Origin of the sequence: Gaetbulibacter jejuensis (assembly GCF_039524015.1) — a bacterium.
Taxonomy (GTDB): Bacteria; Bacteroidota; Bacteroidia; order Flavobacteriales; family Flavobacteriaceae; genus Gaetbulibacter_B; species Gaetbulibacter_B jejuensis.
Genome location: NZ_BAAAGF010000001.1, coordinates 217,664 through 229,589, shown reverse-complemented (window position 1 = coordinate 229,589; position 11,926 = coordinate 217,664). Strand labels below are relative to the sequence as shown.

Genomic DNA, 11,926 nt, shown 5'->3' with positions numbered 1-11,926 from the left:
CTATATTATAGTTTAATGTTCTTTTTTTACAATAGTCGAGCTCGCTTGAGCAGTAGGAAATACAAGTAGGTCAGCAATATTTACATGAGTAGGTCGTGTTACTGCAAAATGAATTATTTCAGCAATATCTTCAGCTTGTAGTGCCTTGTAACCTTTATAAACAGAGTCTGCTTGCTCACCTCCTTTAAAACGTACTTTAGAAAACTCGGTTTCAACCAAACCAGGATTTATAGCAGTTACTTTTATTCCAAATTCGTTTAAATCTATTCGCATACCTTCAGTAATCGCTAACACGGCATGTTTGCTGGCACAATACACATTGCCTTTTGGATATACTTCTTTTCCTGCTGATGACCCAATGTTTATTATATGACCTGATTTTCGCTCAGTCATTTGTGGAATAATCGCTTTGCTAACATAAAGTAAACCTTTTACGTTTATATCCATCATTGCGTCCCAATCGTCGAGATTTCCATCTTGTATTGGGTCAAGTCCATGGGCATTTCCTGCATTATTGATTAATATATCAATGGTTTTAAAATTTTCAGGTAACGAAGCAATAGCATCTAGTGTTTCGTTTTTGTGTCTTACATCAAAGTTAAGAGTCACGACATCGGTTTCTTTTTCTAAAGCCTTTTTTACAATCTCTAAACGTTCTTGCCTACGACCACAAAGTATCAAGTTAATACCATGTTTAGCAAATAGGTGTGCTGTTGCTCGTCCAATACCACTTGTGGCTCCAGTGATTAACGCTGTTTTTTTCATAGTCTCTTTTTTTTATTTTCTGGCGGGATTAGATACTTAGAGTTTTCAGTTTTATAATATGTGTCGATGATGAAAAACATACAAAAACTAAAAATGCAAGTGATACAAATATGCCACGAAAATGAAACAATTTTACTTTCTGTTTTGTCAGGAAAAAATCTAATGATTGCTGCGGTTAATCCCATTAAAAACATTACGGACCAAAAGAGGTATATATTTTTCTGATAGGGAAGTTTAACCATAAAAAAGCCTATAACTATTGAAATAGAAAAATAAACTAATAACCTAAGCATTAATTTAAAGGCTTTTTTCTTCATTATATTTTTTGTTTTAAGGTACTTTATGGCCTTGGCAAGCAGTTAAAATTAAAAACCAATCTTCAAGATCTAAATCAATAGTAGCAGCCTTTGAGGCAGCAACAATGCGTTCTTTATTAGTAGTTCCAACAACAGGTGTTATTTGAGCAGGATGCTTTAATATCCAAGCCAAAAGTAGTTGGTCTTTTGAGGCGTTATATTTATCAGTTAATGCTTCTAGTTGCTTGTGTATGCGTTGGGTTTGGTTAGTTTCATCTTTAAAAACTGTTCCTAGAGGAGACCAACACATTGGCTTTATACCGTTGGTTAACATATAATCTAATGTGCCATCGTGCATAGCTGTGTGTTGTGTAAGTGAAAACTCAATTTGGTTTACATCTATATCTATTCGTAACCCAAGAAGTTCCATTTGTGAAGGTGTAAAATTTGAAACTCCAAACGATTTTATCTTCCCTTCTTTTTTTAAGATTGTAATAGCTTCAGCAATTTCATTAGGATGCATTAAAGGACTCGGTCTGTGTAATAATAATAGATCTAAGTAATCGGTTTTTAAATGCTTTAAAGAGTTTTCGGTAGACCAGATAATGTAATCTTTACTGTAGTCATAATGTTTCACTTTATTATTGCGGTTTTCAGTAATATACTGTATGCCACATTTACTTATCAGTTGTATGTGTTCTCTATCAATGCCACTTTCTGCAAAGGCATCACCAAATTGAGATTCATTGGTGTAACCTCCATAAATATCAGCATGATCAAAAGTTGTGATTTGTTGTTCTATGCAATGGTGCATAAAGGCCTCCATTTCTTTTTTAGAAAACTGTTTTCCCCAATTTCCCCAGGTCATCGTACCTGCAATAATTTTAGAATAGTTCAAGAGATTTTAATGTTTATTGTAATTATCAGATAAAAATACTTAAAACACATTTATTATTAAACTTTTGTTGGTTTATATATTTATTATGAATTGATTATTAGTTGTTTATTCGTGGTTTCATAAGGGGAAACATCTAAAATGCTATTTAGTGCGTACATATTTATGTAACCAAAAAACAATTAATATGATTTTTATGAGACAAGCTAAATTAATTTTAATGTCAGTTTTAACACTAGGTTTCTTAGCATGTAGTGATGATGATACAACAAGTTCTCCACAAGGAACATCAAAGATTTCAGTAAAATTAATGGATGCACCTGGAGATTATGACAATGTATTTGTTGAAGTAGTTGACGTTATGGTTAAAGTAAATGACGACAGTGATGATGATAGTGGATGGGTAAGCGTTGCAGCTATAAACACAGGAGTTTATGATTTACTAGAACTCACAGGAGGAATTAATGTGCTTTTAGCTGATGATTATGAAGTGCCTTCAGGAACACTTAATCAAATACGCTTGGTTTTAGGCGATGACAATACAATTGTAATTGATGGGGAAACACAACCATTAAATACACCTTCAGCGCAACAATCAGGTTTAAAAATTCAAGTAAACGAAACACTGCTCCCAGATTATGAGTATACTTTTCTTTTAGATTTTGATGTAGATGAGTCTGTGGTAATTGCAGGAAACTCAGGAAATATTAATCTAAAGCCTGTTATTAGAGCTTCGGTTGAAGCTGAAACAGGTATTATTAGCGGAAGTGTTTTACCAATAGGAATCCAAACAGAAGTTAGTGCAACCAATGGTGTTGATACTGTATCTGCCTTTGTAGATGAATCAGGTTATTTCCAATTAGTAGGATTAGCTTCAGGAAGCTATACTGTTACAATAACTCCTGATGTAAGTTCTGAATTGCCAATACAGACTATTGAAAATGTTGAAGTCAATGTAGGCTCAAATACTGATTTAGGCGTTGTAACCTTAGAGTAAATTATTAAAACATATAAATATTTGTTAAAGCGTAGTGCAATTGGCACTACGCTTTATTTTTTAACCAATTATTAACAACAGCACACAAAAAATTTTAACAATTTGCATCACTCAAATAAGCATACTATATTCGAGCTTTTTAAAAACCAAAAAATGATGGAAGATACAAGTACAATTGATATTAAGTCAATTAACGAGAAAATTGAAAAAGAAAGTGCTTTTGTTGATTTACTTACTTTAGAAATGAATAAGGTAATTGTTGGGCAAAAACACATGGTTGAACGATTACTTATCGGATTACTTGGACAAGGTCATATCCTTCTAGAAGGTGTTCCTGGTTTAGCAAAAACATTGGCTATTAATACGCTTTCTCAAGCGGTTGATGGTAGTTTTAGCAGAATTCAGTTTACACCAGATTTATTACCTGCCGATGTTACAGGTACATTAATCTACAACATGAAGCAAAACGACTTCTCTATAAAAAAAGGACCAATATTTGCCAATTTTGTACTTGCTGATGAGATTAACAGAGCACCTGCAAAAGTACAGTCGGCATTACTAGAAGCGATGCAAGAAAAGCAAGTAACTATTGGTGACGACACCTTTAAATTAGATAAGCCGTTTTTGGTTATGGCAACACAAAACCCAGTTGAGCAAGAAGGAACTTATCCGTTACCTGAAGCACAAGTCGACCGTTTTATGTTGAAAACAGTTATCGATTATCCTAAAATTGAAGAAGAACAATTAATTGTTCGTGCTAACTTAAAAGGTGCTTTCGAAAAAGTAAACCCTGTAGTATCACTTCAACAAATTCTCAATGCTCAAAAAGCAGTTAGAGAAGTGTATATGGATGAAAAAATAGAAAAGTACATCCTCGATATTATTTTTGCTACACGTTATCCTGAAAAATATAAACTAGCCGATTTAAAACCACTAATTTCTTTTGGTGCATCACCTCGTGGAAGTATCAATCTTGCAACTGCTGCAAAATGTTATGCTTTTATAAAGCGTCGTGGATATGTCATTCCTGAAGATGTTAGAGCTGTGGTTTATGATGTGTTGCGTCACAGAATTGGAATTACTTACGAAGCCGAAGCTGAAAATGTAACTTCAGTAGACATCATTAATAAAATCGTAAACGAGATTGAAGTACCTTAATTAGTTGGCAGTATTCAGTCGTGAGTCTTCAGTGCAAAACTGAAAACTAATTACTGGATGCTATTTTAGGACTGCTTACTGCATACTGAACACTGCATACTAAAAAAAATGGATACTAAAGAATTACTAAAAAAAGTACGAAAAATAGAGATTAAGACACGTCGATTGTCTGATCATATTTTTGGTGGTGAGTATCACTCAACCTTCAAGGGTCGTGGTATGACTTTTTCTGAAGTAAGGCAGTACCAATATGGTGATGATGTTCGTAATATAGACTGGAATGTAACTGCACGTTATAACGAACCATATATCAAGGTTTTTGAAGAAGAGCGAGAACTTACCATGATGCTTATGGTAGATGTTTCAGGTTCTGAATTTTTTGGAACCGAAGCTCAGTTTAAAAATGAAGTTGTAACCGAAATAGCTGCAACACTGGCCTTTTCTGCAACTCAAAACAATGATAAAATCGGGCTCATTCTCTTTTCAGATGATGTTGAGCTGTATATTCCACCTAAAAAAGGACGCTCGCATGTACTTCGTATTATACGAGAGCTTATAGAATTTCAACCTAAAAGTAAACAAACCAATGTTGCTGAGGCGTTAAAGTTTCTTTCTAACGTAATGAAAAAGAAAGCCATAGTTTTTGTGCTTAGCGATTTCATTACTGATGACTATAAGCAAACCTTAAAAATAGCATCAGGAAGACACGATGTTACTGGTATTAGGGTTTATGATAAACGCGAAGAAGACATGCCAAATATAGGTATGGTACAAATGCAAGACGAAGAAAGTGGCGAGTTAATGCTTGTGAACACTCAGTCTAAAACAGTAAGACGTAACTACAGCAAATATTATAAAGAGCGAGTAGATTATTACAAGGATAGTTTTACAAAATCTGGTGCAGGAACTATTGATTGTCGAGTAGACGAAAGTTATGTGAAAAAGTTGCTAGGGTATTTTAAACGTAGAGGATAAAACAATTTATGATTAACGATTTTAGAAATATGAATTTTAAAATAAAGAACAGAACAATGTTATTGTCTCTGTGCTTTGTGCTTTGTTCTGTATTCTCTTTTGCTCAGGTTACATCATCAATAGATTCTACTAAAATCAAAATAGGCGAGCAAATCACTTATAAAATTCAAGTTGAGGCAGACACCATTGCACTTGTGGTTTTTCCTGAAGGTCAAACATTCTCGCCTCTTGAAATGATTGAGTCTTATAAAGTAGATACTACAAAGCTCGATGCCAAGTATAGTCTCATCAAAAAATATGGTTTAACACAGTTCGATTCTGGTCACTACACCATACCAAGACAAAAAATTGTTATTGGAGATAAAACTTTTTTTACCGATTCGTTAAAAGTTGAGGTTTCCAATGTAATTGTCGATACGACCAAACAAGGTCTTTATGATATTAAACCTCTTATAGGTGTTGAAAAAAGCAAATCTAATTGGATAACAACTCTACTTATTGTAATTGCTATTTTAGCATTAGTTGCCTTTTTACTGTATTGGTTTATATGGCGAAAAAAACCATTAACCGAAGAAGAGGAAATTGCATTACTTCCACCTTATGACAGAGCAAAACTTGCTTTAAAAAAGCTAGATGAAACTAATTACCTTCAAAACGCTGAGTTAAAAGAATACTATTCAGAATTGACCTTTATTATCAGAAGGTATTTAGATGAAAAGGTCTATGATAAAGCCTTAGAAAGTACTACGGACGAGCTGATTTCAAGATTGAATCTTTTAAAAGATGCTAATCAAATTGACATTTCAAAAGAAGACATTAAAAACCTTGAGAACATTCTTAAGCGTGCCGATTTAGTAAAATTCGCAAAATCTGCTCCAGATGTTGCACTAGCCGAATTAGACCGAAATACTATTGATCTAGAAATTGACCATGTAAAAGAAGCCTTACCAGAACCTTCTGAAGAAGAAAAACTGCTTGACCAACAGTATAGAGAAACGCAAGAACGTAAGAAAAAGAGAAAGAAAATTATACTAACTGCTGCAATAGTTTTAGCACTTATGGCAGCAACTTTTACTGGGTTTTCAATTAAATATGGGTTTAACTATGTTGTGGATACCATCATAAGAAAAGAAACCAAACAACTTCTAGAAGGTAATTGGGTAACTAGTGATTATGGAGTACCTCCAATAAGAATTTCAACACCAGAGGTTCTTAAACGCATAGAAGTTCCTGTTCCTGATGAGATGAAGGATAAAATGAAATTGACCACTTTTGGTTATGAATTACCAAATGAGCTAACTATAGTCATTTCAACCACAACTTTAGCCCAAAAACAAGAAGGTATAGATTTAAATTTAGCTGTTGAAGATAACCTAAAAACGTTAGAAGGTAAAGGTGCAAAAAATATTATCACTAAATCAGATAAGTTTACCACACCTAATGGAGCCGAAGGCTTAAAAACCTATGGAACTTTAGATTTTCCTAAATCGCCAACCGATTTTATACATGGTAAATACACGATTTTGAGTTTTACCAGTAATGGTGTAGTTATTCAACAAGTACTTATCACTTGGATTGAAGATGATGAGTATGCAAATCAAATTGTTGATAGAATAATTAATTCAATTGAATTACAACAAAAAGAAACCGAATAGATGTTTGAAGGTATTGAGTTTTTAAATAAAGAGTTGTTTTGGTTGTTGTTATTACTACCACTGTTGTTGGTTTGGTATATCCTTAAGCACAAAAAACAAACAGCCGAATTAAAGATATCGAGCCTTAAAGGGTTTAAGGTAACTAGTTCATGGTTGCCAAAGCTTAAGCATCTCTTATTTGCGTTTAGGTTAATAGCATTAGGATTATTAATTACTGCATTGGCAAGACCACGAACGGTTGATGTTTCAACAAAAACCAAAACCACTAGAGGTATTGATATTGTAATGGCTATTGATGTGTCGGCAAGTATGTTGGCAAAAGATCTTTCACCTAACCGTTTGGAAGCTTTAAAAAAGGTAGCTGCTCAATTTATAAAAGGTAGGCCAAATGATAGAATAGGGCTTGTTGAGTATGCAGGAGAAAGCTATACAAAAACGCCTATAACAAGTGACAAAGCTATAGTGCTTCGTTCGTTAAACGAGATTAAATACAATACTATTATTGAAGGCGGAACAGCAATAGGAATGGGTTTAGCAACCTCAGTTAACCGTTTAAAAGATAGTAAAGCCAAGAGTAAAGTTATCATTCTATTAACCGATGGAGTAAACAATTCAGGATTTATCGATCCAAAAATTGCTAGCGAATTAGCGGTTGAGTATGGTATAAAAACCTATACTATTGGTTTAGGAACCAACGGTATGGCATTGTCCCCTGTTCAAATTTTATCAAACGGAAACTTTCAATACGGAAGAGTTCAGGTTGAAATTGACGAAGAGCTGCTAAAAGAAATCGCTGAGGTTACAGGCGGAAAGTATTTTAGAGCAACTAACAATAAAAAGTTAGCCGAGATTTATGACGAAATCAATAAGTTAGAAAAAACCGAAATAGAAGAATTCAAGTTTTACAATTACGAAGAAAAATACCGTCCGTTAGTACTACTGGCAGGATTTTTACTGTTGTTAGAATTCTTATTAAAAAATACAGTTTTTAGAAGTTTTATATAGATGTTTCAATTAGAAGAAAAAATATGGTTTTGGTTGCTACTGGTTATTCCGGTAATACTACTGTTCTTTTTGTTACTCCAATTATGGAAGTATAAAACGCAGCGTAAATTTGCTAATAAAACACTTTTAAAACGATTAAGTCCTAATCAATCATTATTCAAGTCAATTCTAAAAGTATTAGTGCTTTGTTTGGCATTTACGTTTATTACAATTGCATTGGTAAACCCAAAAATTGGTACAAAACTAGAAACCGTAAAACGCTCAGGAGTAGATATTGTTTTTGCAGTTGATGTCTCTAAAAGTATGCTTGCTGAAGATGTTGCTCCCAATAGATTGGACAAGGCAAAACAGCTAGTAACTCAAATCATAAACAATTTAGCAAGTGATAGAGTAGGTATTATTGCATATGCAGGAAAAGCGTTTCCGCAATTACCAATTACAACCGATTATGCTTCGGCAAAAATGTTCCTTCAGAATATGAATACCGATATGCTATCCTCTCAAGGAACAGCAATCAACGAAGCTATCGAATTGGCTAAAACCTATTACGACGATGAGGAACAAACCAATAGAGTGTTAATTATTATTTCTGATGGTGAAGACCATAGCGATATTGCCACTAATGTTGCCGAAGAAGCTGGTGAAGAAGGTATCAGGATTTTTACAATTGGTGTAGGAGACGAAAAAGGAGGACCAATTCCAATAAAGCGAAATGGAGTGGTTTTAAACTATAAAAAAGATAACCAAGGCGAAACGGTTATCACGCGTTTAAATGAAGACACTTTAAAGGAAATTGCCGAAGAAGCAAATGGAGCTTACATTAATGGAAAAAACACAAACGAAGTTGTAGATAGTATTAGAGATATTCTTAACAAGATGGATAAAACCGAGTTTGAAGCAAAAGAATTTGCCGATTTTAAAGACCAATACCAATGGTTTTTAGCCTTCGGAATTTTTCTGTTGGTTTTTGATGTTTTGTTGTTAGAACGTAAGACAGGTTGGTTGAAGAAGTTGAATTTATTTAACGAAAACTTATGATAGTAAATGTCAAAAAATTAGTAATATTCGTTGATTTTGAAGCTTATGCCATGAAACAGATTACTTTATTAATACTTATGTTGTCCGCTTTTTCTGTCTATTCTCAAGACAAAGAAAAAGAACAGTTATTGGCTTTAAAAAAAGCTAACGACCATGTATATGAAGCAAACGATTTAATAGAAAAAGACGACTATATTTCTGCTGAAATGGAATATAGAAAAGCTATTTCAGAACAGCCGTCAAATGTAGTTGGAGCTTATAATTTAGGAACATCCTACGTTCAAAAAGGGAGTTACGAAGAAGCCTTGTATCGATTAGAACAAGCCACAAAATATTCAACTGATAAAGCAGCAAAACATAATGCGTTTCACAATATTGGTAATATTTTAATGGAAAACGAACAATGTAAAGAAGCTGTTGAAGCTTATAAAAATGCATTGCGAAACGACCCAACCGATGACGAAACACGTTACAATTTAGCATTGGCTAAAGAATGTGCAGAAAACCAACAAGGTCAAGATCAAGATAAAAAAGACGACGAAAACGGAGAGGACGAAAAGAAAGAAGATCAAGAAAAAGAGCAAGAACAAGACGATCAAGATAAAAAAGACGAAGGCGACCAGGACAAGAAAGAAGGTGACGATAAGAAAGATGAAGAAGGCAAGCCTAAAGATGAAAAACAAGAACAAAAAGATGGAGATAAAGACAAACAGCAGCAAAAACCGCAACCTGGTCAATTATCACCTCAACAAATAAAGAATTTGCTTGAAGCCATGAATAACCAAGAACAGAAAGTTCAAGAAAAAATGAATGCCGAAAAGCAAAAAGGAATTAAAGTACAAACAGAAAAGGATTGGTAAAATGATCATGTTTTCTAAGTTCATAGCATTTTTTTTAGTAACGTTATCATCTAGCGTTTTTCAAACTGAAGCAGATGATAAGTTTTTAGAAAGCGTACATCTTGTTGCCGAAGTATCAAATACCAATCCTAAAAAAGGAGAAGCAATAACAGTTGTTTACAAACTTTATGTATCGCATGATGTTGGTATTTCTGGTTGGGAAGAATTAAAAGAACCAACTTATGCAAAGTTTGATAGTGAAAATATTGAACTTGAAACAGTAAAAGTTGAAAAAGGTAATTATAAAGGGAAGCCTTATCGTTATGTAATTTTTAGAAAAACAAACCTTATACCAACTGATATTGGTAGTTTACAGATTGAGCCACTTCAACTTAAAGTTACTGCTGATTTTCCAAGCAAAGAAAAAAATGTTTTTGGTATGCCTGAATTGAAACCTCATACCAAAACATTGCAAACAAATACAATAACAGTAAACGTTAAATCATAAAATCAAAGAGTTTTACACCATGAAAATCTTAAAAAACATAACATTGTTAATTGCTCTACTTGTTACAAGTATTGGGATTTCTCAGGTTAAGTTTGAAGCTAAGGTGAGCAAAACTAAGTTAGGTATTAATGAACGCTTACGTATTGATTTTGAAATGAATAAAGATGGAGACAATTTTACACCTCCAGATTTTCAAGATTTTACAGTTATTGGTGGACCAAACACATCAGTAAGTAATACATGGTTAAACGGTAAACGTTCGTTTTCTAAAACCTATAGTTACTTTTTAGCACCAAAAAAGCGAGGTAAGTTTACTATTAAACAAGCAACTATTGAAATTGATGATCAGGTGTATAAAACTCAAACGGTTTCAGTAGAGGTTACTGCTGCTGTGAGTAGACCTAATGATCCTGATAATGCCGAAAATGTTGCGAATGAGAATATTCATCTAGTTGCCGAAATCTCTAAAACCAACCCTTACCTTAATGAAGCAATAACAGTAGTTTACAAGCTATATGTGTCGTCTTCAACAGGAGTAAGTAATTGGCGTGAAATTGATAATCCAAGATATAATGATTTTTGGAGTCAAAACATCAATATCAAAGGCTTAAAGGTTCAAAACGGAACGTACAATGGCGAAGACTATCGTTATGTAGTACTTCGTAAAACAGTGCTTTATCCTCAAAAATCAGGAAAGCTTGAAATAGAGCCTTTGTCGCTAGATGTTACTGTAGATGTGCCAACAAACCGAAGAGATATATTTGGAGGAAGATTAATGACCTCTGTACATAGAACAGTATCTGCAGGTAGCAAAACTATAAACGTAAAACCACTTCCTGAAAGTACTAAACCAGCTGATTTTACAGGAGCTGTTGGTGATTTCGATTTTAATATTTCAGCTTCTAAAAATCAATTAAACGCTTCGGAATCTCTACAGTTAAAAGTTGAAGTGTCAGGAAACGGAAATTTAAAACTCTTTAACCTTCCTAAAATTACAGTGCCTAGTTCATTGGAAATTTATGAGCCAGAGCATTCTGAAAACGTGAGAACCAATTTAGATGGTACACAAGGAAGCATTTCTGATAGTTACACAGTTGTGCCACAATTTAAAGGAAAGTATCCTATACCAAGTGTGTCGTTTTCGTATTTTGATTTAAAGACTGAAACTTACAAGAGAGTATCTTCAAAAGAGATTATAATTGATGTTTTAGAAGGTCCTACAAACAATTCAGCATCAGATAACAGCATTACTACTGCAGCAAATAACAAACAGAAGGTTGTATTAAGCAACGACCAATTTGCTTTTGTAAAGACTGAAACAAATCTTACGCCAACAACTACTACTCATTTCTTCAAGTCTACAGGATTTTGGAGTGCTTTGTTGTTACCGCTTTTAGCTATTCCTTTAGCAATAGTTTTTAGAAGAGAAAAAGAAAAGCGTAATGCAGATGTGTTCGGTAATAAAATTAGAAAAGCCGATAAGCTAGCTAAAAAATACTTAAGTGAAGCCAAACGTGCTTTGGGTAAAAAAGAAGCCTTTTACATTGCTTTAGAAAAGGCACTGCATAATTACTTAAAAGCAAAACTACACATTGAAACAAGCGATTTAAGTAAAGATAAAATACAAGCATTACTTGCTGAAAAAAGTGTAGACGCTAGTGTTGTATCAGAATTTATTGAAATCCTTAAAAACTGCGAATTGGCAAGATACACACCAATTTCTAATGTGGAGATGCAACAGGATTATGATAAAGCTGCAAAAACTATTTCGTTAATTGATAAACAAATGCAATAA

General features: G+C 33.6%; 11 protein-coding genes. 9 read left to right on the top strand and 2 right to left on the bottom strand.

Annotation, left to right across the window (positions count from 1 at the left end; genetic code table 11):
* Window positions 1-12: 12 nt before the first annotated feature.
* Together ABD011_RS01025 and ABD011_RS01020 are read right to left on the bottom strand one after the other, a co-directional pair.
* A complete protein-coding gene (locus ABD011_RS01025) occupies window positions 13-765 on the bottom strand; it encodes an SDR family NAD(P)-dependent oxidoreductase (RefSeq protein ID WP_343795142.1) in 753 nt (250 codons plus the stop codon).
* 330 nt (window positions 766-1,095) lie between these two features.
* Window positions 1,096-1,959: an aldo/keto reductase gene (locus ABD011_RS01020; RefSeq protein ID WP_343795141.1), complete on the bottom strand. Its 864-nt coding sequence runs from the start codon at window positions 1,957-1,959 to the stop codon at window positions 1,096-1,098.
* Window positions 1,960-2,176: 217 nt separating this feature from the next.
* On the opposite strand from ABD011_RS01020, the gene ABD011_RS01015 reads away from it, so the two are divergent.
* The 9 genes from ABD011_RS01015 to ABD011_RS00975 all read left to right on the top strand — a co-directional run bounded on the left by ABD011_RS01015 (window position 2,177) and on the right by ABD011_RS00975 (window position 11,926).
* Window positions 2,177-2,953, top strand: a complete 777-nt coding sequence (locus ABD011_RS01015; protein WP_343795140.1) for a DUF4382 domain-containing protein — start codon at window positions 2,177-2,179, stop codon at window positions 2,951-2,953.
* Window positions 2,954-3,106: 153 nt separating this feature from the next.
* Window positions 3,107-4,111: an AAA family ATPase gene (locus ABD011_RS01010; protein ID WP_129760824.1), complete on the top strand. Its 1,005-nt coding sequence runs from the start codon at window positions 3,107-3,109 to the stop codon at window positions 4,109-4,111.
* A 108-nt stretch (window positions 4,112-4,219) separates the two neighbouring features.
* On the top strand, window positions 4,220-5,086 hold the full coding sequence (locus ABD011_RS01005) for a DUF58 domain-containing protein (protein ID WP_343795139.1): 867 nt from the start codon (window positions 4,220-4,222) through the stop codon (window positions 5,084-5,086).
* 8 nt (window positions 5,087-5,094) lie between these two features.
* Window positions 5,095-6,741, top strand: a complete 1,647-nt coding sequence (locus ABD011_RS01000; RefSeq protein ID WP_343795138.1) for a hypothetical protein — start codon at window positions 5,095-5,097, stop codon at window positions 6,739-6,741.
* Window positions 6,742-7,746, top strand: a complete 1,005-nt coding sequence (locus tag ABD011_RS00995; protein WP_129760827.1) for a vWA domain-containing protein — start codon at window positions 6,742-6,744, stop codon at window positions 7,744-7,746.
* Window positions 7,747-8,784: a VWA domain-containing protein gene (locus ABD011_RS00990; protein ID WP_131508656.1), complete on the top strand. Its 1,038-nt coding sequence runs from the start codon at window positions 7,747-7,749 to the stop codon at window positions 8,782-8,784. It begins immediately after the preceding gene.
* Window positions 8,781-9,644 (top strand): tetratricopeptide repeat protein, encoded by an 864-nt coding sequence (locus ABD011_RS00985; RefSeq protein WP_343795137.1) that lies wholly within the window; start codon window positions 8,781-8,783, stop codon window positions 9,642-9,644. The genes ABD011_RS00990 and ABD011_RS00985 overlap by 4 nt, the downstream gene beginning before the upstream one ends.
* Before the next feature lie 7 nt (window positions 9,645-9,651).
* Window positions 9,652-10,131: a hypothetical protein gene (locus tag ABD011_RS00980; protein WP_343795136.1), complete on the top strand. Its 480-nt coding sequence runs from the start codon at window positions 9,652-9,654 to the stop codon at window positions 10,129-10,131.
* A gap of 19 nt (window positions 10,132-10,150) precedes the next feature.
* The gene (locus ABD011_RS00975; RefSeq protein ID WP_262733598.1) at window positions 10,151-11,926 is read left to right on the top strand and encodes a BatD family protein; all 1,776 of its coding nucleotides are present in this window, start codon (window positions 10,151-10,153) and stop codon (window positions 11,924-11,926) included.

What these genes read in the sequence shown, in the direction of transcription:
- ABD011_RS01025 (WP_343795142.1), bottom strand. Translation starts at nt 765, where the DNA reads ATGAAAAAAACAGCGTTAATCACTGGAGCCACAAGTGGTATTGGACGA.
- ABD011_RS01015 (WP_343795140.1), top strand. Translation starts at nt 2,177, where the DNA reads ATGTCAGTTTTAACACTAGGTTTCTTAGCATGTAGTGATGATGATACA.
- ABD011_RS01010 (WP_129760824.1), top strand. Translation starts at nt 3,107, where the DNA reads ATGATGGAAGATACAAGTACAATTGATATTAAGTCAATTAACGAGAAA.
- ABD011_RS01005 (WP_343795139.1), top strand. Translation starts at nt 4,220, where the DNA reads ATGGATACTAAAGAATTACTAAAAAAAGTACGAAAAATAGAGATTAAG.
- ABD011_RS01000 (WP_343795138.1), top strand. Translation starts at nt 5,095, where the DNA reads ATGATTAACGATTTTAGAAATATGAATTTTAAAATAAAGAACAGAACA.
- ABD011_RS00995 (WP_129760827.1), top strand. Translation starts at nt 6,742, where the DNA reads ATGTTTGAAGGTATTGAGTTTTTAAATAAAGAGTTGTTTTGGTTGTTG.
- ABD011_RS00990 (WP_131508656.1), top strand. Translation starts at nt 7,747, where the DNA reads ATGTTTCAATTAGAAGAAAAAATATGGTTTTGGTTGCTACTGGTTATT.
- ABD011_RS00985 (WP_343795137.1), top strand. Translation starts at nt 8,781, where the DNA reads ATGATAGTAAATGTCAAAAAATTAGTAATATTCGTTGATTTTGAAGCT.
- ABD011_RS00980 (WP_343795136.1), top strand. Translation starts at nt 9,652, where the DNA reads ATGTTTTCTAAGTTCATAGCATTTTTTTTAGTAACGTTATCATCTAGC.
- ABD011_RS00975 (WP_262733598.1), top strand. Translation starts at nt 10,151, where the DNA reads ATGAAAATCTTAAAAAACATAACATTGTTAATTGCTCTACTTGTTACA.